Annotated in this window: 22 protein-coding genes; 7 read left to right on the forward strand and 15 right to left on the reverse strand. The window is 67.2% G+C overall.

The genetic code is table 11. The features are described 5' to 3' along the window. Positions 1 to 60 precede the first annotated feature (60 nt). The 7 genes from secF to CQ040_RS02275 form a co-directional block, all read right to left on the reverse strand. Positions 61 to 1050, reverse strand: a complete 990-nt coding sequence (gene secF / locus CQ040_RS02245; RefSeq protein ID WP_105525320.1) for a protein translocase subunit SecF — start codon at positions 1048 to 1050, stop codon at positions 61 to 63. Further along, complete coding sequence (gene secD / locus CQ040_RS02250) at positions 1050 to 2801, reverse strand: protein translocase subunit SecD (protein WP_105525319.1); 1752 nt, start codon at positions 2799 to 2801, stop codon at positions 1050 to 1052. Before secD ends, secF begins: the two co-directional genes overlap by 1 nt. Positions 2802 to 2856: 55 nt before the next feature. Beyond that, complete coding sequence (gene yajC, locus CQ040_RS02255; protein WP_374954107.1) at positions 2857 to 3258, reverse strand: preprotein translocase subunit YajC; 402 nt, start codon at positions 3256 to 3258, stop codon at positions 2857 to 2859. A 72-nt stretch (positions 3259 to 3330) separates the two neighbouring features. Further along, a complete protein-coding gene (gene ruvB / locus CQ040_RS02260; RefSeq protein WP_028501804.1) occupies positions 3331 to 4356 on the reverse strand; it encodes a Holliday junction branch migration DNA helicase RuvB in 1026 nt (341 codons plus the stop codon). Continuing rightward, a complete protein-coding gene (gene ruvA / locus CQ040_RS02265) occupies positions 4349 to 4969 on the reverse strand; it encodes a Holliday junction branch migration protein RuvA (RefSeq protein ID WP_028501803.1) in 621 nt (206 codons plus the stop codon). The genes ruvB and ruvA overlap by 8 nt, the downstream gene beginning before the upstream one ends. 27 nt (positions 4970 to 4996) lie before the next feature. Continuing rightward, on the reverse strand, positions 4997 to 5563 hold the full coding sequence (ruvC, locus tag CQ040_RS02270; RefSeq protein WP_105525317.1) for a crossover junction endodeoxyribonuclease RuvC: 567 nt from the start codon (positions 5561 to 5563) through the stop codon (positions 4997 to 4999). A 45-nt stretch (positions 5564 to 5608) separates the two neighbouring features. After that, positions 5609 to 6370: a YebC/PmpR family DNA-binding transcriptional regulator gene (locus CQ040_RS02275; RefSeq protein WP_028501801.1), complete on the reverse strand. Its 762-nt coding sequence runs from the start codon at positions 6368 to 6370 to the stop codon at positions 5609 to 5611. 86 nt (positions 6371 to 6456) lie between these two features. Here CQ040_RS02275 and CQ040_RS02280 point away from each other — a divergent pair, with 86 nt between their 5' ends. Beyond that, positions 6457 to 7167, forward strand: coding sequence for an alpha/beta hydrolase-fold protein (locus CQ040_RS02280; RefSeq protein ID WP_105525316.1), 711 nt, complete (start codon positions 6457 to 6459; stop codon positions 7165 to 7167). After that, the gene (locus tag CQ040_RS02285; protein ID WP_105525315.1) at positions 7164 to 8087 is read left to right on the forward strand and encodes an aminoglycoside phosphotransferase family protein; all 924 of its coding nucleotides are present in this window, start codon (positions 7164 to 7166) and stop codon (positions 8085 to 8087) included. The genes CQ040_RS02280 and CQ040_RS02285 overlap by 4 nt, the downstream gene beginning before the upstream one ends. Here CQ040_RS02285 and pdxT read toward each other — a convergent pair whose 3' ends face one another. Then, positions 8088 to 8708, reverse strand: coding sequence for a pyridoxal 5'-phosphate synthase glutaminase subunit PdxT (gene pdxT, locus CQ040_RS02290; RefSeq protein WP_105525314.1), 621 nt, complete (start codon positions 8706 to 8708; stop codon positions 8088 to 8090). Further along, complete coding sequence (gene pdxS / locus CQ040_RS02295; protein ID WP_105525313.1) at positions 8698 to 9591, reverse strand: pyridoxal 5'-phosphate synthase lyase subunit PdxS; 894 nt, start codon at positions 9589 to 9591, stop codon at positions 8698 to 8700. The genes pdxT and pdxS overlap by 11 nt, the downstream gene beginning before the upstream one ends. 90 nt (positions 9592 to 9681) lie before the next feature. Between pdxS and CQ040_RS02300 the strand changes: the two genes are divergently transcribed. Both CQ040_RS02300 and pdxY read left to right on the forward strand, forming a co-directional pair. After that, positions 9682 to 10989, forward strand: a complete 1308-nt coding sequence (locus CQ040_RS02300; protein WP_105525312.1) for an aminotransferase class I/II-fold pyridoxal phosphate-dependent enzyme — start codon at positions 9682 to 9684, stop codon at positions 10987 to 10989. 46 nt (positions 10990 to 11035) lie between these two features. Further along, the gene (pdxY, locus tag CQ040_RS02305; protein ID WP_105525311.1) at positions 11036 to 11887 is read left to right on the forward strand and encodes a pyridoxal kinase PdxY; all 852 of its coding nucleotides are present in this window, start codon (positions 11036 to 11038) and stop codon (positions 11885 to 11887) included. 27 nt (positions 11888 to 11914) lie between these two features. Here the strand turns inward: pdxY and CQ040_RS02310 are convergent, their stop codons facing one another. The 5 genes from CQ040_RS02310 to CQ040_RS02330 all read right to left on the reverse strand — a co-directional run bounded on the left by CQ040_RS02310 (position 11915) and on the right by CQ040_RS02330 (position 16928). After that, positions 11915 to 12445 (reverse strand): hypothetical protein, encoded by a 531-nt coding sequence (locus CQ040_RS02310; RefSeq protein ID WP_105525310.1) that lies wholly within the window; start codon positions 12443 to 12445, stop codon positions 11915 to 11917. A gap of 15 nt (positions 12446 to 12460) precedes the next feature. Beyond that, positions 12461 to 13015 carry an HIT domain-containing protein gene (locus tag CQ040_RS02315; RefSeq protein WP_105525309.1) on the reverse strand — a complete coding sequence of 185 codons (555 nt, stop codon included), beginning with the start codon at positions 13013 to 13015 and terminating at the stop codon, positions 12461 to 12463. Beyond that, the gene (thrS, locus tag CQ040_RS02320) at positions 13012 to 14940 is read right to left on the reverse strand and encodes a threonine--tRNA ligase (RefSeq protein WP_219844667.1); all 1929 of its coding nucleotides are present in this window, start codon (positions 14938 to 14940) and stop codon (positions 13012 to 13014) included. The genes CQ040_RS02315 and thrS overlap by 4 nt, the downstream gene beginning before the upstream one ends. A gap of 162 nt (positions 14941 to 15102) precedes the next feature. Next, positions 15103 to 15768 (reverse strand): response regulator transcription factor, encoded by a 666-nt coding sequence (locus tag CQ040_RS02325; RefSeq protein WP_105525307.1) that lies wholly within the window; start codon positions 15766 to 15768, stop codon positions 15103 to 15105. Beyond that, positions 15765 to 16928 carry a sensor histidine kinase gene (locus tag CQ040_RS02330; protein ID WP_105525306.1) on the reverse strand — a complete coding sequence of 388 codons (1164 nt, stop codon included), beginning with the start codon at positions 16926 to 16928 and terminating at the stop codon, positions 15765 to 15767. Before CQ040_RS02330 ends, CQ040_RS02325 begins: the two co-directional genes overlap by 4 nt. Before the next feature lie 165 nt (positions 16929 to 17093). On the opposite strand from CQ040_RS02330, the gene CQ040_RS02335 reads away from it, so the two are divergent. After that, the gene (locus CQ040_RS02335; protein WP_105525305.1) at positions 17094 to 18044 is read left to right on the forward strand and encodes an alpha/beta hydrolase; all 951 of its coding nucleotides are present in this window, start codon (positions 17094 to 17096) and stop codon (positions 18042 to 18044) included. A gap of 62 nt (positions 18045 to 18106) precedes the next feature. Continuing rightward, positions 18107 to 18520: a hypothetical protein gene (locus CQ040_RS02340; protein ID WP_105525304.1), complete on the forward strand. Its 414-nt coding sequence runs from the start codon at positions 18107 to 18109 to the stop codon at positions 18518 to 18520. 33 nt (positions 18521 to 18553) lie between these two features. Here CQ040_RS02340 and CQ040_RS02345 read toward each other — a convergent pair whose 3' ends face one another. Continuing rightward, entirely contained in the window at positions 18554 to 19219 is a 666-nt protein-coding gene (locus CQ040_RS02345) for a GIN domain-containing protein (RefSeq protein ID WP_181156674.1), read from the reverse strand. A 253-nt stretch (positions 19220 to 19472) separates the two neighbouring features. Between CQ040_RS02345 and CQ040_RS02350 the strand changes: the two genes are divergently transcribed. Further along, positions 19473 to 20825, forward strand: a complete 1353-nt coding sequence (locus CQ040_RS02350) for a deoxyribodipyrimidine photo-lyase (protein WP_105525303.1) — start codon at positions 19473 to 19475, stop codon at positions 20823 to 20825. The last annotated feature ends 40 nt before the right edge of the window (positions 20826 to 20865 follow it).

Below are 20865 nucleotides of genomic sequence, written 5' to 3' on the forward strand. Positions count from 1 at the left end.
CCTCCCGATCAATTCATCCTACGCGTGCTGGACGGGAGGAGCTCCCGCCGCGGAGACCGGTCAGGCCTCGACGGACGCCTTGCTGCGGGCCTCGCGGATGCGGGCGTCACGCGCCTTGAGCTGCGGCTCGTTCTCGCGGAACAGCGAGTAGAGCGGAGCAGCCACGAAGAGCGTCGAGTACGTCGCGACGAGGATGCCGACGAAGATCGACAGCGAGATGTCGGTGAGCGATTCGGCACCGAGCCAGAAGGCACCGATGAAGAGCACGGCACCCACCGGCAGCGCCGCGACGACCGATGTGTTGATCGAGCGGACGAGAGTCTGGTTCACCGCGAGGTTCACCGATTCCCCGAACAACCGGGCAGATTTCTCCCCGTCCTCGGTCGTATTCTCTCGAACCTTGTCGAACACCACCGTGGTGTCGTACAGCGAGTACGCGAGGATCGTCAGGAAGCCGATCACGGCCGCGGGAGAGATCTCGAAGCCAGCCAGCGCGTAGACGCCGACCGTGATCACGAGCACGTCGAGGAGACCGATGATCGCGGCCGCCGACATCTTCCAGGTGCGGAAGTAGATCGCCAGGATCAGGAAGGTGAGCGCCAGGAAGATCGCGAGACCCCACAGGGACTGCTTCGTGACGTTCTCACCCCAGGCTGGGCCGATGAACGACGAGGTGACAGCCGACGGCTCGACCTCGTAGGCCTCGGCCAGCGCGTCGGCGACCTGCTGCGTCTCTTCGGCGCTCATCTGGTCGGTCTGGACACGGACGTCCTTGCCGCTGACGACGACCACCTTGGTGGCGGCCCCCGGCACGACGGACTGCACGGCAGTGGTCGCAGTGTCCTGCTCGACGCTGTCCGGTGCCTGCACCGTGAACTGCGAACCACCGGTGAATTCGATCGAGAACTGGATCGGGCGGATGAGCGGCACGAGTGCCGAACCGACGACGAGCACGATCGCGATGATGAACCACAGACGACGCTTGCCGACGAACGGGAAGGACGTCTTGCCCGAGTAGAGGTTGTTGCCGAACTCATTCATGGAAGGCATCAGGCGTCTCCCTCACTTCCGGCGTTGGTGGGTTTCTCGCCCGTGGTGAGGGCCTCGGCGCGCTTGCGTTCCGCAATGGTCTGTCTGCGATCCGCCTCACCGCGGGAGCGGGCGTTCTTCGCGCCGCGGCCGGCGGTCGCAGTGGTCACTTCGCGGTACTGCGAACGGCTGCGGTACACGGCTCCCAGTGCTTCGGGATCGAGCCCGGACAGCTTGTGGCCGCCACCGAAGAATCGTGTCCGCGCGAGCAGCTGCATCACGGGGTGGGTGAAGATCACGAAGATGAACACGTCGATGAGGGTGGTGAGTCCGAGCGTGAACGCGAAGCCCTTCACAGTGGCGTCGGCCAGGATGTAGAGGACCAGCGCTGCCAGGATGTTGATCGACTTCGAGATGTAGATCGTGCGCTTCGCGCGCCCCCAGCCGTCCTCGACCGCAGCGGTGATGGATTTCCCGTCGCGGAGTTCGTCTCGTATTCGTTCGAAGTAGACGATGAACGAGTCGGCTGTGAAGCCGATGGAGACGATCAGACCGGCGACACCGGCGAGCGAGAGGCGGAAACCGATGCGCCAGGCCAGGATGCAGATGATGATGTAGGTCAGGATCGCCATTACCGCGATCGACGCGATGATCACCGACCCGAGCGCGCGGTAGACGATGAGCGAGTAGATCGCCACCAGCGCGAGACCGATGAGACCGGCGATCAGACCGATCTGTAGCTGCTGCGTACCCAGGGTCGCGGAGATCGTGTCGGAGCTCTGAACCGTGAAGCTGAGGGGCAGGGCACCGAACTTGAGCTGATCGGCGAGAGTCGTCGCGCTCTCCTGCGTGAAGCTGCCCGAGATGCTCGGCTTGCCGTCGAGGATCTGACCGTTCATCCGCGGCGCGCTGATCACGTTGCCGTCGAGGACGAAGGCGAACTGATCGCGAGGCGACAGGTTGTCGAGGCGGTTCTGGTTCAGACGCGTGCTGACCTTGCCGAACGCGTCAGCGCCGTCCGCGTTCATCGTGAGCTGGACGAGCCATGCTCCCGACTTCGGGTCGCGGCCGGCCGAGGCATCCGTGACGGCCGTGCCGTCGAGCTCAGCCGGTCCGAGGATGTACTTCGCGGAGCCGTCGGCCGAGCACGCGATGAGCGGCTGGTCCTTCGGCGCCTTCGCGGCGTCGTTGTCGGGGTTCGCGCAGTCGTATGCCTGGAACTCTGCAGCCAGCTTGTCGGTGACCCAGGAGAGGTCGCTCGCGTCGGTCGGCTCAGCCGTCGGCGTCGAGTTCAGGCCCGGGTCCGGGCTGGGGTACGGCGTGGAGTTTCCGTCTTCGCCGACGAACTCGTTGGTCGCCGCCGTCGTGTAGAGCACGGGACGGAACTCGAGCTGAGCGCTGGACTGGATCCGCTCCCGCGTCTGCGCGTCGGCCTCACCCGGAATCTGGACGACGATGTTCTGTCCGCCCTCGGTCGTGATGTCGGCCTCGGCGACACCGGACGCGTCGACACGCTGGCGGATGATCGCGGCGGCCTGGTCGAGCTGCTCGGAGGAGGGAGCAGCCCCATCCTCCGTCTCGGCGCTCAGGACTATCTGCGTGCCGCCCTGGAGGTCGAGCGCGAGCTCAGGCGACCAGGAGCTGGCCGCTTCCCCGTTGCTGTCCTTGAAGACGTAAACACCCATGGCGTTGATGCCGAAGAGCACGCCCGTCACGAGGAGCAGGCCGAGAAGGACCCGCCAGGCATGACGGACAGGAGAGGATGAAGCCACGTGTGTTCAGCTTTCTGGGAGGACGGAGATCCGAGAGGCCGCGCCGGCCGCGGACTTACTTGTCGTCGGCGTCGCGCTCGAGACGGGCGCGCGTCTCCTCGGGGGTCTCGACCTCGGGAGCGATCGACGCATCAGCAGCCGGCTCCTCGATCTCGTCTACGGGCGACTCGACGATGGCGTCCTTGGGCTCGACGACGCGCAGGATGGCCTGGCTGTGGACGTCGATGATGGTGCCGGGAGCGATCTCGACGAGGGCCGGGGTGTCGAGGTCCTCGGGGTCGTACGAGACGATCGTCCCGTAGATGCCGCCCTGCAGGAGCACCTTGGCGCCGGGGACCGTCTTGGTCGCCTTCTCCTCCTGCTCCGCCTTCATCGCCTTCGTCCGCTTGCGCGTGTTGAAGATCATGAAGACCAGGAGGACGGCAAGAAGACCGAAGAGGAGAAATTCCATGGGCATGGGGGAAGCGCCTTTCTCAGGTGCACGCTCCAGCCTTTGGGCGCGCGAAGGTAACCGGGAAGTCTTCAGTGATTATAGGTCATTCAACTTAAGCATCCCGTCCGGATGCGCCACGCCCAGATGCGCGTACGCCTCCGGCATCGCCACGCGACCACGCGGAGTGCGTCCGAGGAACCCGATGCGAACGAGATACGGCTCGACGACACTCTCCACGGTCTCAGCCTCCTCGCCGACGGCGACGGCGAGCGTGCTGAGGCCGACCGGTCCGCCGCGGAAACGGCGGACGAGCGCTTCGAGAACCGCGCGATCCAGCCGGTCGAGGCCGATCGGATCGACGTCGTAGAGCTCCAGCGCCGCCCGGACTTCGTGGATGGTCGCCACGCCGTTGGTGTGCACGAGCGCATAGTCGCGCACCCGACGAAGCAGACGATTCGCGATACGGGGTGTGCCGCGAGAGCGACGCGCGATCTCGGAGAGAGAGTCCCTCGGGAGGTCGACGCCGAGGACGGCGGCCGAACGTGCGATCACCTGCTCCAGTTCGGGCTCATCGTAGAACTCCAGGTGTCCGGTGAACCCGAAGCGATCGCGCAGCGGGTTCGGCAACAGACCGGAACGCGTTGTCGCGCCGACCAGGGTGAACGGCGACAGCTCGAGCGGGATGCTCGTGGCGCCGGCGCCCTTGCCCACCATGATGTCGATGCGGTAGTCCTCCATCGCGAGGTAGAGCATCTCCTCCGCGGAGCGCGCCATGCGGTGGATCTCATCGATGAAGAGGACTTCGCCCGGCACCAGGCTGGACAGGAGGGCGGCGAGATCTCCGGCGTGCTGAATCGCCGGGCCACTGGAGAGTCGGAGCGGACGCTCACTCTCATGCGCCACGATCATCGCGAGCGTGGTCTTCCCGAGACCAGGAGGCCCCGCCAACAGGATGTGGTCGGCGGGCCGGCTCTGGATGCGTGCGGCTTCGAGCAGCAGCTGCAACTGTCCGCGGACCTTCTGCTGTCCGACGAATTCACCCAGGCTGGTGGGCCGCAGGGCGCCTTCGATCGCGAGTTCGGTCTCGTCGGAGGGCTCGGCGGCGTCGAGGGGGTCAGACACGGGCCTGGCCTCCCTGCGCCGGCCCGAGAAGGGCGAGCGTGCGGCGCAGGAGCGAGGCGACCGATGCGCGCTCGCCCTCCGTCGCTTCGGCCGCGGTCTGCGATGCCGCCTCGACAGCGACCTTCTCCGACCAGCCGAGGCCGACCAGCGCCGCTGCGACCTGCGACACGACGTCGGTGCCGCCTGCGGCGATCGGCTTCGACGGTGCGGCGAAAGCCTGCACCTTGCCGGTGAGCTGGAGCACGATGAGCTTCGCGGTCTTGGGGCCGATGCCGGACACGCGCCGGAAGGGAGCGTCGTCTTCTGCCGTGACCGCTTCGGCGATCTGATCACCTGTGAGGTGCGAGAGCACCCCCAGCGCCGACTTCGGACCGACGCCCGTGACGCTGATCAGCAGACCGAAGATCTCCAGCTCGCCGCGGTCGGCGAATCCGAACAGCGACAACGAGTCTTCGCGGACGATGAGGCTCGTGTGCAGGAGGAGCTTCTCCCCCACCGTCGCCGTGTGCGCGACGTCAGCGGGGACGGCGACGGCGAACCCGACTCCGCCCACGTCGATGACGACCTGATCGGATGTCGCATGCAGGACGACACCGTGCAGAGAGGAGATCATCTTCTCAGCCTACGGCGTCGCTCGTATCTATGTTCGAGCGACACGCTTCTCCGCGGCGGCCCAGGCGCGCTGCGCCGGAGTCAGTGCCCCCTGGCCGGAAGCGGAGGGCCCTCCTCTGCGCCACGCATGGCAGAGGGCGATGGCCAGGGCGTCAGCGGCGTCAGCGGGCTGTGGAAGCTCGTCGAGGCGCAGGATGCGCGCGATCATGGTCTGCACCTGACGCTTGTCGGCTGCGCCGTATCCCGTGACAGCCGCCTTGACCTCGCTCGGAGTGTGGGTCGCAGCGGGCAGGCCGGACTCGGAGGCGATCAGCAGCGCGACGCCGCTGGCCTGGGCCGTTCCCATGACCGAGTGCGTGTTCTGCTGAGCGAACACGCGCTCCACAGCCACCGCATCCGGACGATGCTCAGCGATCACGGCGCGGATGCCAGCGGCGACGATCGCGAGACGATCGCCGATCTCGGCATCCGGCGACGACCTGATCACCCCGACGTGCACGAGCGTGCCGCGGCGCGAGCCGTCAACGTCGACGACGCCGACGCCGCAGCGGGTGAGCCCGGGGTCGATGCCGAGCACGCGCAGGGTGGAGGTCACTCCCCCAGGCTAGGCGGCGGAACCGACACCGGCCTTCCGGCGCGCCTAGGCCTCGTCGTTCTCGAGCTCCGCCTGCACCTCGGCGGTCAGATCGAAGTTCGTGAACACGTTCTGCACATCTTCGCTGTCTTCCAGAGCGTCGATCAGACGGAAGATCTTGCGGGCGGTGTCTGCGTCGATCTCGACCTTGAGGTTCGGCACGAACTCGACGTCGGCCGATTCGTAGTCGATCCCGGCTTCCTGCAGCGCGCTGCGCACCGCAACCAGGTCTGTCGCCTCGGTGATGACCTCGAAGCCCTCGGCGTGCGGCTCGATCTCCTCTGCGCCCGCCTCGAGCGCCGCCATCATGACGTCGTCCTCAGTCGTGCCATCGGAGCCGACGACGATGACACCCTTGCGGCTGAAGTTGTAGGCGACGCTGCCCGGGTCGGCGAGCGTCCCACCGTTGCGGCTGAGCGCCGTACGAACCTCAGCGGCCGCGCGGTTCTTGTTGTCGGTCAGACACTCGATCATGAGCGCGACGCCGTTGGGTCCGTAGCCTTCGTACATGATCGAGGTGTACTCGACGACCTCGCCGCCGATGCCGGCACCGCGCTTCACTGCGCGGTCGATGTTGTCCTTGGGGACCGAGGTCTTCTTGGCCTTCTGAACGGCATCGAAGAGTGTCGGGTTGCCGACGAGGTCTGGTCCGCCGAGCTTCGCCGCAACCTCGATGTTCTTGATCAGCTTGGCCCAGGACTTCGCGCGCCGCGAGTCGATGATGGCCTTCTTGTGCTTCGTGGTCGCCCACTTGGAATGCCCGGACATAAGTCTCCGCTCGTCGTATCCGCGTGAGCTCGCACTCAGCGCGTCGTCCAGTCTAACGAACGGCGCAAGTGCAGCAGGATGGATGCATGCGCCGATCGCGACACATCACTCCTGCCCTTCGCTCGTCGGACGTGCGCGACGACGAGCAGACACCGGCCGATACCCTGCGATATCTGATCCATCTGCCGGACGACTACGACGCTGATCCGGGCAGGCTCTGGCCCGTAGTACTGTTCCTGCACGGTGCCGGCGAACGAGGTTCCGACCTCGATCTCGCCGCCGTGCACGGGCCGCCGAGGCTGGCGGATGCTGGCCGCGAGTTCCCCTTCATCCTCGTCACACCCCAGTGCTCCGAGTCGAGTCAATGGGTCGCCGAGCTCTCGACGTTGTCCGTGCTGCTCGACGAGGTCATCACGGCGCATCGCATCGATCCGGCCCGCGTATCGGTGACCGGACTCAGCATGGGCGGATTCGGGACCTGGAGCCTCGCGGTGCGCTACCCCGATCGGTTCTCCGCGATCGCTCCGATCTGCGGCGGACTGTGGATGCAGAGCGCTGCGCCGATCCGCGGCCTGCCGGTCTGGGCTTTCCATGGCGACGCCGATGACGTCGTGCCGATCTCCGCAACGGAGCAGATCGTTACCGAGCTCCGGTCTCTCGACGCCGATGTGCGGTTCACCCGATATGCGGGCGTCGGTCACGACTCCTGGACCGAGACGTACGATAACCCCGCGTTCTACGACTGGCTGCTCTCCCACCGGCGGAACGGTGAGGACGCCGAGGGCGCAGCGCGATGAACGCAGGAGCGGACCGTCTCCGTCCCGCCTGGACGACCCTTCCCTCTTCCCTCCGCGCACAGATCGTCGGAGCGATCGGAGGTGAGTTCGTGAAGGACGAACCTGCGCACGGCGGATTCAGCGCGTCCTACGCGGGCGTCGTGACGACGACGGTCGGCCGGGTTTTCGTAAAGGCTTGCGCCGCCGACTGGCACACGGACTCGTTGCACTTCCTCAGGGAGGAGATGCGCACGCTCGCGCACCTGCCATCCATCATCGCCCCGCGGCTCCTGGCCGCCATCGACGACGCGACAGGCACCGCACTCGTGATCGAGGCGATCGACGGGCACCACCCGGGCCAGCCGTGGACCACCGCCGACCTGCACGCCGTGGCGCAGGCGCTCCGAACGCTGTCGACCACCGCGGCGCCGTCGGAGATGCCTCGAGCAGAAGACCGCATGATCCCGGGCTTCACTCGTTGGACCGAGATCGCGGCGGATCCACACCTTCTCGATGCACTCCCCCACAGCCTGTCAGCGCATATGCCGCAGCTCCTGCGCATCGAAGAGAACTTCCGCGACGCGCTGCACGGCGACGTCATCGTTCACGACGACGTGCGCGCCGACAACATCCTCATCAGCGAGGGGCGAGCGCACCTGTTGGACTGGCCGCATGCGCGGAAGGGCACCGCCTGGATAGACCTGCCCTGTCTGCTGCCGAGCATCGAGGCGTCGGGCGGACCGTCTTGCGAAGAAGCGTGGGCCGTCTTCGAAGAGCACGGTGCACCATCTCAGGGCGAACTGTTGCCGGTGATCTCCGCCTTCGCGTCATTCCTCTGGTATCAGCAGGCTCAGCCCGAGATACCGCAGCTTCCCGGCCTTCGCGCCTTCCAGCGCGCACAGGCGGTTCCGGCACTGCGCTGGCTCGCCACACTGCTCTGACTACGCGCCCTGCGGTGCCGTCATTCGATGACGCGCTTCCACCCGTGCGAGGAAGCGCTCGTGGAAGCGCTTCTCCCCCGTGATCTCGGGGTGGAAGCTCAGCCCGAGCAGATTTCCCTGCTCCACGGCGACCACGCGACCGTCGGGCAGGGTCGCCAACACCTCGGCGTGAGGCCCCACCGATTCGACCACCGGGCCGCGGATGAAGGCCGCCGAGACGCGCTCACCACCGAAGGCGGGAACGTCGAGCTCAGCCTCGAACGACTCGACCTGCCGGCCGAAGGCATTGCGGCGCACGACGACGTCGAGTCCACCGAACGATTCCTGTCCTTCGATCGCGTCCACGATGTCATCGGCCAACATGATCAACCCCGCGCAGGTGCCGAGCACGGGAAGCCCTGCGGCGATCGCCGCACGGATGGGCGACTGCATGCCGAAGATGCGGGACAGCTTGTCTATGACGCTCGATTCTCCCCCCGGGATCACGAGGCCGTCGACCGACGCGAGCTCGTCGGGGCGACGCACGAGAACCACGTCGGCTCCGAGTCCGGCGAGCAGGGCGGCATGCTCACGCACGTCGCCCTGCAGCGCGAGGACGCCGACCCGGGAGTTACCAGCCACGCTCGGCGAGGCGGTGCGGTGCGGGGAGATCGGAGACGTTGATGCCGACCATCGCCTCGCCGAGACCGCGCGAGGCCTCGGCGACGACCTTCGCATCGTCGTAGAACGTGGTCGCCTTGACGATCGCCTTCGCGCGCTCGACCGGGTTGCCCGACTTGAAGATGCCGGAGCCCACGAACACGCCGTCGGCGCCGAGCTGCATCATCATCGCAGCATCCGCGGGCGTCGCGACGCCACCGGCGACGAACAGCACGACAGGAAGCTTGCCGGTCTGCGCGATCTCCGCGACCAGCTCGTACGGCGCCTGCAGCTCTTTGGCCGCGACGAACAGCTCGTCCTTGGGCAGCGCGGTGAGAGCAGCGATCTCGCCGCGGATCTTGCGGATGTGCTTCATCGCCTCGGAGACGTCACCGGTGCCGGCCTCGCCCTTGGAGCGGATCATCGCCGCACCCTCGTTGATACGACGGAGCGCCTCGCCGAGGTTGGTGGCGCCGCACACGAACGGCACCTTGAAGTCGAACTTGTCGATGTGGTTCACGTAGTCGGCTGGCGAGAGCACCTCGGACTCGTCGATGTAGTCGACGCCGAGCTCCTGAAGGATCTGCGCCTCGACGAAGTGTCCGATTCGCGCCTTCGCCATCACCGGGATCGAGACCGTGTCGATGATGCTGTCGATCATGTCGGGGTCGCTCATGCGCGAGACGCCGCCCTGAGCGCGGATGTCTGCCGGGACCCGCTCGAGCGCCATGACGGCGACGGCGCCGGCGTCTTCGGCGATCTTCGCCTGCTCTGCCGTGACGACGTCCATGATGACGCCGCCCTTGAGCATCTCGGCGAGGCCGCGCTTGACGCGCGACGATCCGGTGGTGGTCTGCTCGGTCATGGGGAACTCCTGTCGGATGCACCAAAGTCGGGTTTGATCTATGTCAAACATAGCACTGTCCGATTCGACCTAGAATCACTGAGGAGGACCATGAGCGACCAGATCACAGGCACCACCGCATCGGACATCGCCGACAGCGTGCGCTCGTTGCGCGACCGCGGAATCCTCCAGGCCGGGCGCGTTCTGCCGCCGGTGCGAGAGCTCGCAGCGACTCTCGGGGTGAACCGGAACACCGCTGTCGCCGCCTACCGCCAACTCGCACAGGCCGGCCTCGTGATCTCACGCGGCCGCGCCGGAACGGTCGTCGCCGGTCTCGAGTCGGTGGCACAGGAGGGCTACGCGCCCGACACCGTGCTGCGCGACATCGGCACGGGCAACCCCGATCCCCGGCTCATCCCCGACCCGGCTCCGGCGCTGATGACCATCGCCTCGCGCCCCGTGCTCTACGGCGAGCCGGTGATCGACCGAGGCCTCGACGAATGGGCGCGGCAGTGGATCTCCGCCGATCTCGGAGACGTCGACTTCCGCATCACCATCACGAGTGGGGCCGTCGATGCGGTCGAACGACTGCTCGCTCAAGCTCTGATGCGCGATGACGCGGTGGCGCTCGAAGACCCGTGCTTCCTGGCGAGCATCCACACCGTGCGCCTCGGCGGATACCGCGCGGTTCCGGTGCCGGTCGACGACGAGGGCATGACGGTAGACGGCCTCCGTGCCGCGCTGGATGCCGGCGTCAGGGCGATCATCTGCACTCCTCGCGCGCAGAACCCAACCGGCGCGAGCCTCACCGAGTCACGAGCAGCAGCGCTCCGCGCCGTGCTCGCCGACCACCCCTACGTGCTGATCATCGAGGACGACCACTTCTCGATGCTGTCGCAGCGCCGCTACGAGTCGCTCATCGGACCCGCTCACCGCCGCTTCGCGCTCGTGCGGTCGGTGTCGAAGTTCCTGGGGCCCGACATGTGCGTCGCGATCGCAGCGACTGATACCGAGACCGCAGAACGCCTCGCGATGCGGCTGAGCCCCGGCACCACGTGGGTGAGCCACCTGCTGCAGCGCCTCGCACTCACACAGCTGACCGACGAGACCGTGATGGCCGAGGTCGCAGCTGCTGCGTCGCACTATGCGGAGCGGAACGCCTCGTTCGCCGCGCGGCTGCGGGCGAACGGCATCGATGCGACCGTGTCTGACGGCATGAGCCTGTGGGTCGAGTTCCCCCAGTCGGCACGCACCGTCGCCGATCGCCTGATGCGGCGCGGATGGCTCGCCCGCACCGGTGACGACTTCGCACTCGACGAGAAGGCAGAGCCGTCGCACCACCTGCGCCTGACCGTGCACGATCTCTCCGACGATGAGGCCGAATCCCTCGTCGCAGACCTCGTCGCCGCCGGGCGATGACCATCCGTCGCGGGCACCGGCCCGCCCTGAACGAAAGAGCCGGGGAATGAAGATCCTCTCCATCCAGTCAGCCGTCGCCTACGGGCACGTCGGCAACTCCGCCGCAGTGTTCCCGCTGCAACGCATCGGCGTCGAGGTGCTCCCGGTCTACACCGTGAACTTCTCCAATCACACCGGCTACGGCGCCTGGCGTGGGCCGCTGATCGCCCCCGATGACGTGCGCGAGGTCATCACCGGCATCGAGGAGCGCGGCGTGTTCGGCCAGATCGATGCCCTCCTCAGCGGCTACCAGGGCGGAGAGGGCATCGGTGACGTGATCATCGACGCCGTCGCACGCGTGAAGGCCGCGAACCCGAACGCCGTGTACGCGTGCGACCCGGTCATGGGCAACGCGAAGTCCGGATGCTTCGTCGCCCCCGCCATCCCGGTGCTGCTGCGAGAGCGCGTCGTGCCGGTGGCCGACATCATCACGCCGAACCAGTTCGAGCTCGGCTTCCTCACCGACACCGAGCCGGACACGCTGGAGTCGACTCTGGCCTCGGTCGACCTCGCGCACGCGATGGGTCCGCGCACGGTGCTCGTCACGAGCGTCGAGCGTCCCGACCGCGAAGAGGGCACCATCGAGATGCTCGCCGCCGACGACCAGGGTGCCTGGGTCGTGCAGACGCCGCACCTGCCGATGAAGGCGAACGGCTCCGGCGATGTGACCGCCGCACTGTTCACCGCGCACTATGTCGAGACCGGCAGTGCGAAGATCGCTCTCGAGCGCACGGCCTCCAGCGTGTACGACCTGCTCAAGGCCACGCTGGATTCCGGTGAGCGGGAGCTGCAGCTCGTCGAAGCCCAGGAGTTCTACGCGAACCCGCAGATGCAGTTCACGGCCCGTCAGGTGCGCTGAGCCTCCTATCGGGTGGGCCGACCTGGCTCACCCGGACGGGATCGGGAGCTCTCGATACGCGGCGATCCAGTCGGGATAGTCGTCAGGGCAGAGGTATTGCATCCCGGAGATCGCGAGTCCACCGAGCATGAACGGCAGACCGGGATCGCTCTCCTCGAACGCATCCGACCACGTGCGAAGGATGTTCGAGGAATCGATGTGCGCGCTCACCAGATCAGCATCGACACGATGTTCGTTCTCGATCGCCACCAGGCAGGCGTCGATCGTGAGTTCGAGGCTCATCCACGCGACATCGTCGTCAGGGATGCCCGCCCAGACGCCGCTCTCGATCACCTCGTCCACCAGTTGCTGCTGCTGTGGCGTCTTCGGCGTGAGTCGTCCCTCGCCTTCTGCATAGCCCTGGGCGAGGTAGAACGCACGCCCCTCGTCCTCCGCGCTGGTCGGCGTCGGGGTGGGCTCGGGGGTCGGCTGCGGCGTGCAGGCGACGAGCGAGACGGTGAGGGAGGCGACGAGGCCGAGAAGGACAACGGACGCACTGCGTCGCAGGGAGAAGGTCATCGTTCAGCACCGAGGTCAGGCGAGCGGCTGCGGCCAGGCGTCGGCCACGGCGTCGCGCACCTCGCCGAGGAGCTGCGGGAGCGCCTTGGTCTTCGCGATGATCGGGAAGAAGTTCGCGTCCGACGTCCACCGCGGCACCACGTGCTGATGCAGGTGGGCGTCGACACCGGCCCCTGCCACGGCGCCCTGATTCATGCCCAGGTTGAAGCCGTCGCAGCGTGACACCTCCCGCAGAACCCGCATCGCGGTCTGCGTCAGCGCGCCTATCTCGGCGACCTCCTCGGGAGTCGCCTGGTCATACGTGCCGATGTGGCGGTATGGACACACGAGGAGATGTCCGGAGTTGTACGGGAAGAGGTTCAGCAGCACGTAGGCCGTCTCGCCACGAGCCACCACGAGCCGTTCAGCATCAGGGAACCTCGGCGCCTCGCAGAACGGGCACTCCTCACGCAACGGCTCAGGTCCGGCTTGGATGTACGCCATCCGGTGCGGGGTCCACAGCCGCTGGAACTCGTCCGGAACCCCGGCGAGGAGTCCGGCATCCTCCAGCGGCTGCGCCCCGTCGGTCACGCCAGGTCCCCCGCTGTATGCACGAGGGCGTGGGAGTCGATGGCGGCACGGATACGGGCCACGGCGTCTGCGATCGGCACACCGTTCTCCTGCGCGCCGTCGCGGTAGCGGAACGAGACGGTGCCCGCGTCGCGGTCCTTCTCCCCCGCGATCAGCAGCAGCGGCACCTTGCCGGTCGTGTGCGTGCGGATCTTCTTCTGCATGCGGTCGTCAGACGTGTCGAGCTCGGCACGCACGCCCTGGGAGCGCAGTGTGTCGACGACGCCGCCCAGGTAGTCGGCGAAGTCGTCGGCGACCGGGATACCCACGACCTGCACCGGAGACAGCCACACCGGGAAGTCACCCGCGTAGTGCTCGAGCAGGATCGCGAAGAACCGCTCGATAGAGCCGAACAGCGCGCGGTGGATCATGATCGGGCGCTTCTTCTGCCCGTCCTTGTCCATGAATTCGAGGTCGAAGCGCTCCGGCAGGTTCGGGTCGACCTGCACGGTCGAGAGCTGCCAGGTGCGGCCGATCGCATCGCGCGTCTTGAGGTCGATCTTCGGACCGTAGAACGCGGCCTCACCGGGGACCTCGGTCAGCTTGAGGCCGGAGGCGACGGCGACGCGGCGCAGCGCATCGGTGGACGACTCCCAGAACTCGTCGGAGCCGATCCACTTCGACTTCTCGTCGTCCTTCATCGACAGCTCGAGCTCGAAATCGGTCAGACCGAAGTCGCGAAGCATCGAGAGGATGAACTCGAGGACCTTGCTGACCTCGGCCTCGAGCTGGTCGGGCGTGACGAAGAGGTGCGAATCGTCTTGAGTGAAGCCCCGCACACGTGTGAGGCCGTGCAGCGCGCCGGAGAGCTCGTTGCGATAGACCGTGCCGTTCTCCGCGAAGCGCAGCGGCAGATCACGGTAGCTGCGCGCGCGCTCCTTGTAGATCAGGATGTGCATCGGGCAGTTCATCGGCTTCAGGTAGTAGTCCTGGCCCTGCTTGGTGATGTTGCCCTCGTCGTCGCGCTCCTCGTCCATCACGATCGGCGGGAACATGCCGTCCTTGTACGTGACGAGGTGGTTCGAGGTGAGGAAGAGGTCTTCCTTGGAGATGTGCGGCGTGTACACGTAGGTGTAGCCGCCCTCGATGTGGCGCTTGCGAGCGTGCTGCTCCATCTCGCCGCGGATCACGCCGCCACGAGGGTGCCAGACCGAGAGGCCGGAGCCGATCTCCTCGGGGAACGAGAACAGGTCGAGTTCCTTGCCGAGGCGCCGGTGGTCGCGCTTGGCTGCCTCCTCGAGACGGTGCTGGTAGGCGCGCAGCTCATCCTTCGTCGGCCATGCCGTGCCGTAGATGCGCTGCAGCTGCGGGTTCTTCTCGCTGCCACGCCAGTACGCGGCCGCGATGCGGGTGAGGTCCCAGCCGTTGCCGATCATGCGGGTGTTCGGCAGGTGCGGTCCGCGGCAGAGGTCCTTCCAGACGACCTCGCCGTCACGCGTCGTGTTGTCGTAGATCGTCAGCTCGCCCTCGCCGACCTCGACCGAGGCGCCTTCGGCGACCTCCTTGCCCGGGCCCTTGAGCCCGATGAGCTCGAGCTTGAACGGCTCGTTCGCGAGCTCGGCGCGAGCCTCGTCGTCGGTCACCACACGGCGGACGAATCGCTGGCCCTCGCGGACGATGCGCTGCATCTCCTTCGAGATGGCCTTGATGTCCTCGGGCGTGAACGGAGTCTCGACACCGAAGTCGTAGTAGAAGCCGTCGGTGATGGGCGGGCCGATACCGAGGTTCGCCTGCGGGTTGATCCGCTGCACGGCTTGCGCGAGCACGTGGGCCGCGGAGTGGCGGAGGATGTTCAACCCGTCCGCGCTGTCGATCGTGACCGCTTCGACCTCGTCGGTGTCGGTGACGGTCGTGGCGAGATCCTTGAGATCGCCGTTGACGCGCATCGCGACGACGTTTCGGTCAGTGAACAGGGCGAAGCCGTCATTCGGCCGGGCGTTTTCAGGCACAGAAACTCTCCATCTGGGTCGGTACCCAGGTTACTCGCATGATCACGCGGTCCTGACCGCCGTGCATGCACGATCGGCGGCACACGCAAGGGCGTCCGCTCAGCCGCCGGCGACCACGATGCCCGATTCGTAGGCGAGGATCACGAGCTGCGCCCGATCCCGCGCGTCCGCCTTCGACATGATCCGGTTGACGTGCGTCTTGGCCGTGTGCGGCGAGATCGTGAGAGAAGACGCGATCTCCTGATTCGTCTTTCCGCCGGCGACCAGCAGCAGCACCTCGTGCTCACGCGACGTCAGCCGTGAGAGCACCTCGCGATGCGCACCGGACACCGGCGCGGCGGCCCCTCGTACCGATCGTTCGATGAGCGTGCGCGTCGCGGTCGAAGACAGCAGCGCCTCCCCCGCGTCGATCGTGCGCACGGCGCGGACGATGTCCTCCGGCTCAGCCCCCTTGCCGATGAAACCGCTCGCTCCAGCCCTGAGCGCGGCGACCACGTACTCGTCCTCCTCGAACGTCGTGAGAATGAGCACCCGCGGTCTTCCGGCCGGACGCGCTGCGCAGATCAGCTCGGTCGCGGCGATTCCGTCGAGGTCAGGCATCCGGATGTCCATCAGCACGACGTCGGGGACGAGCCCTGCGGCAGATGCGACCGCCGTACGCCCCGAGGCCGCCTCACCGATCACACGCAGACCGCCGTCTGTGAGGATGTCACGCACCGCCTGACGGACCAGCGGCTGGTCGTCGACCACGAGCACGGAGATCATGCGCGCGCGCTCCGTTCATTCGTGGGAATGCGAACTGCCAGCACGAACTCTCCTTCTGTCCGGTCGGTCGAGACCTCGCCGCGCACCGCAGACACCCGCTCGCGGAGTCCGCGCAGCCCATGGCCGCTCGGCGAGGAGGCTACGGCGTCCAGCGAATGCACCGGATTCGTGATGGTGAGCGCGAGCGCATCGTCGACCACCCGGACCATGACGGTGACCGTACCGCCAGCTCCGTGCTTGTGCGCGTTGGTCAGGCCCTCCTGCACCACCAGGTACGCGACATGGTCGCTCGCAGGAGACAGGGCGACGGGATCGACGGCACGATCCATGCCCACGCGGAGCCCGGCATCCGCGAACCGTTCGACGAGCGTGTCCAGATCGGCGAGTCCGTGCTGAGGATGCAGGTCGGGCGCGTCACCCGCGTCATCAGATCTGAGGAGCGACATCAACCCACCGATGTCGGCGAGCACGGTTCGCGACGCGCTGCGGATGGTCGCGAGCGCCTCGCGCGCTCGCTCCGGGCGGGTCTCCAACGCGGATGAGGCCACCCCCGCGTTGAGACTGATCACCGAGATCTGGTGAGCGACGACATCGTGCAGGTCCCGTGCGATCCGCACCCGCTCTTCCGTCACCCGGCGGCGGGCCTCGTCGTCGCGGGTTCGCTCCGCCCGCTCCGCGCGATCCGTCATCGCCTCCATGAACTCCCGTCGAGACCGCGCCGCATCTCCCATCGCCCCGGCCAGCAGGATGAACAGGACGAACTGCAGGGCCGTCGCGTCGACCAGATCTCCCTCCATCGCCAAGCCGTTGGAGAGGAACACGATCACCGCGGCAGCGACGACTCCGATCAGCCCGATGCGGCGTCCGCGCAGATCGACGAGCGCGTAGCAGCTGACGGCGGCCGCGATCAGCGAGCTGGGCGACACGACACCCGCAATGGCCAGAGCGATCGCGCACGCGAGGCTCACCCCGAGCGCGACGAAGGGCAGACGGCGTCGGAGCAGCACCGCCGCCGCGGGCACGAGCGCCGGCACCAGCAGCCATCCGCGCGCACGGAAATCCTCGTCGGGGAACGGCAGGACGGCGAAGGTCACGATGACGGCGAAGACGATGACGTCGCGGAGGGGCCCTGCGATCCCACGAGTTCGGGCTACCGGCATGCTTCCAGTATTCCGCGGTTGCCTCGACGGCGAGTCCCCCACCGGGACCACATTCGCGTACCGCGAACGCAGTACAAGGGTGTCTGCGCCAGAGGGACGCGAAACGGAGCACGACGCGAAACGCTGGAGACCAGAGGCGCACCGCGTGCCTCCGGAGAGGTTTCCATGAAGAAGTTCGCGAAGAAAGCGCTGATCACCGTGACGGCCATCGGCGCCGTGGTGGCGGTGGGGCTGGCTGCCACGACGATCGTCAACGCGGTGGCAAGCAACGCAGAAGCGGATCGGATCGTCCCCTACGGAGAGACTGTGACGGTCGACGGGCGTGAGATGAACGTCCAAGTCGCGGGCGAAGGGGCGGACACGATCGTGCTGCTTCCCGGATTCGGCACGGCATCACCGGTTCTCGACTTCGAGCCGCTGGTCGACGATCTCGCGCAGGATCATCGCGTGATCGTGGTCGAACCGTTCGGCTACGGCCTGAGCGAGAGCACCGATCAGCCACGGACGACAGAGAACATCGTGACTGAGGTGCATGAGGCGCTCCAGGCTCTCGACGTGCACTCCTACGTTCTGATGGGGCACTCCATCGCGGGCATCTACGGCATCGAGTTCGCGCACCGTTATCCGGATGAGGTCACCGCCTTCGTCGGGATCGACACCAGTGTGCCCGGCCAGCCGAACATGGACACGGTGTTCCCGACCGATCTGATGGCCGTCGCCAAGAACCTCGGCCTCGTCCGACTGCTGACGGCCTTCGGCGGTGACGACGACAGTCTGTCGGCGTACTCGGCAGACGCGCGCGAGCAGATGGCCCTGCTCAGTAACCGGAACTCCCTCACACCGACCTACCTGGATGAGATGTCGCACATCCGCATCAACTTCGCCGACGCACTCGGCTCAGCCTTCCCGGAGGACCTGCCGCTCCTCCTCTTCGTGGAGGCCGACAACGCGAAGAACCCCGACTGGCTCGCCCTTCACGAGACCCAGGCGGCAGCTGTCGCAGATGGAATGGTCGTGCCAGTCGACGGAGAGCACTACCTCCACCACACGCACTCCCCCGAGATCGCGGATGATTTCCGCGCGTGGGAGCAGGCTAGCCAGGTCACGGGCGACTGACCGTCGCGCGCGATGCCCCGGGGCGCGACCGCGTTCCGGGGCGTGGCATGTAGCGTGAGCGGATGAGCAGAGCCGTCGCACGCTGGATCCTCGCCATCGCCCTCGGCGCCATCGGCGTCACCCACTTCGTGAGCACCCGCGGCTTTCGCGTCGTGGTCCCCGACTGGGCGACCCGGATCACCAAGCTCGACAAGAACGCGATCGTGATCGCCTCCGGTGCTGCCGAGATCGCGCTCGCCGCGGGACTGGTGGCGCTGCCGAAGGAGCGTCGACGGATCGGCTGGGCGACGGCGGCGTTCTTCGTGGCGGTGCTTCCCGGGAACATCCATCAGTGGCGCACCCGCCGCTCCACTCCCGGGCTCGACACCGATGCCAGACGTCTCGGACGACTCTTCCTGCAGCCACTGCTCGTCGCATGGGCGCTGTGGTCCACCGACGAGGGTCCCACGCAGCGCAGCGGTGCCCGTCGCCGCTGAGCTCTCGACGCCCTCGGCCTGGCGGGGCGCCGGTCAGCGGCGGTTCACCTCACCAGAGCCAGTGACGTCCTCGGTCACGCGCGGGTCACCGACGTAGATGATCTCGCCGCTGCCGTCGACCTCAGCGTCGAGTGCTCCGGATGCGGCGACGGATGCCTCGCCGTCGCCGCGCACGGCCACTCGGGCGTCGACGGTCGACAGGTCCGAGGCGGAGTACTCGCCAGGACCGCGGAGCTCGACGTCCTGATCGGCGACGGTGCCGTCGATTCGCACACCACCCGATCCGTCGATCCGCACTGTCAGCTGCTGCGCCTTCATATCCGAGACGTCGATCGAGCCGGAGCCGGCGAGGGTCAACGACACCGTCTGCGCGTCGACGCCGACCGCCTCGACGCCACCGGAACCCCGCACGACGATCGACGGGTCGGCCGTCCCGGTGAAATCGACCGCTGCGTCGCCGGACCCCAGAACCGTGATCGAGGAAAGGGCGGAGATCACCAGCTCGTAGCGGATCTCCCCCACGTACTCGATCGACTCGGCCCGGACCCCCAGCCGGAGGACTCCTGAATCGAGGTCGGCGGTCAGACGATCGATGACCTTCTCGCCCGCGGTGACGGTCAGCGACGGCGTCGTGCCCAGCGTGATGTGCAGCGACCCTCCCGTCGCGAGCTCGACGACGCCCACGTCTTCGACGGGCATCTGTTCGGTCGTCCTCGGCCCGGACTCTAGAGCGGCGCATCCGCCCAGGCTCGCGCCGACAAGGATCAGTCCGGCGACGAGCGCAACACCACGTGTCCACATCTGAACGAGCGTAGGTTTCGACGCGAGCGATCGACAGCTACGCGGGTATCGACCGGCCCCTACCGCAGTGTGATCTCCTGAGCGCCTCGCAGACAGACCCCATTCGATACGCCGGCCTCGGCAACCGCGGGCGGTCGGCGAGAATGGGTCGATGTCCTCGCCCTCACTCGTCTGGTTCCGTGACGATCTCCGCATCGCGGACAACCCGGCGCTCCTCGCCGCCGTCGATCGCGGTGAACCCGTCGTCGCAGTGTTCGTGCTCGACGAGGAATCCCTCGGGATCCGGCCGCTCGGAGCCGCGGCACGCTGGTGGCTGCATCATTCCCTCTCGTCACTCGGCGAGCGACTCAGGGAGCGAGGCGCGCAACTGATCCTGCGTCGTGGTCCCGCTGATGCCGTCGTGCGCGGAGTCGTGGCGGAGATGGGAGCAGGTGCCGTGTTCTGGAACCGCCGCTACGGCGGCCCCGAGCGTTCGGTGGATACCGGGATCAAGACGGCCCTCCGCGCCGAAGGAGTGACGGTCACCTCCTTCGCAGCATCTCTGCTGCACGAGCCGTGGACCGTGACGACCGGAAGCGGCACCCACTACTCGGTTTTCACACCGTTCTGGCGCGCCTGCCTCGCCCTCCCCGCGCCACGGATGCCACTGCCCGAGCCGAGCGCGATTCCCGGCCTGTCAGAACCACCCGCATCGGAGACACTGGACGACTGGCGCCTCCTGCCGACGACGCCGGACTGGGCGGACGGACTGAGGGAGATGTGGGAACCCGGTGAGCCCGCGGCGCGTCGCCGGTTGAAGGAGTTCCTCGAGAACGACCTCCCCTCCTACGACCGTGCACGGGATGAACCCGCCGCCGGAGCCACCTCGCTGTTGTCGCCGCGGCTCCGCTGGGGCGAGATCAGCCCTTTCACGGTCTGGCACGAGTCGGTCGGAGTCGACGGCGCGGGAGGATTCCTCTCCGAGCTCGGGTGGCGCGAGTTCGCCTGGCACACCCTCTACCGAGCGCCTGACCTGGCGACGAAGAACCTCCGTCCGGAGTTCGACGCCTTCCCCTGGCCACCTCTCGACCCCACGCACCTGGAGGCGTGGCAGCACGGCGAGACCGGAGTGCCGCTCGTGGATGCCGGGATGCGAGAGCTCTGGCGTACGGGCTACATGCACAACCGCGTGCGGATGGTCGTGGCATCCTTCCTCGTGAAGAACCTGCTCATCGACTGGCGACTCGGCGAAGAGTGGTTCTGGGACACGCTGGTCGACGCCGACGAGGCCAACAACCCCTTCAACTGGCAGTGGGTCGCGGGCTCAGGTGCTGACGCCGCTCCCTACTTCCGCGTGTTCAACCCGGAGCTCCAGGCGAAGAAGTTCGATCCGCAGAGCATCTACATCTCGCAGTGGGCGTCCGAAGCGCCGACGCAGCCGATCGTCGATCTCGGCGAGACGAGGAAGGCCGCGCTCGCCGCATACGACGTCGTCAAGGGTGCGGCCGGCGCTCGGCACGCTTGACCGAACACCGTCTGGTCGAGCGGATGCGCACACCGACTCG

The sequence above is a fragment of the Microbacterium sp. MYb54 genome (genome assembly GCF_002979515.1).
Taxonomy (GTDB): domain Bacteria; phylum Actinomycetota; class Actinomycetes; order Actinomycetales; family Microbacteriaceae; genus Microbacterium.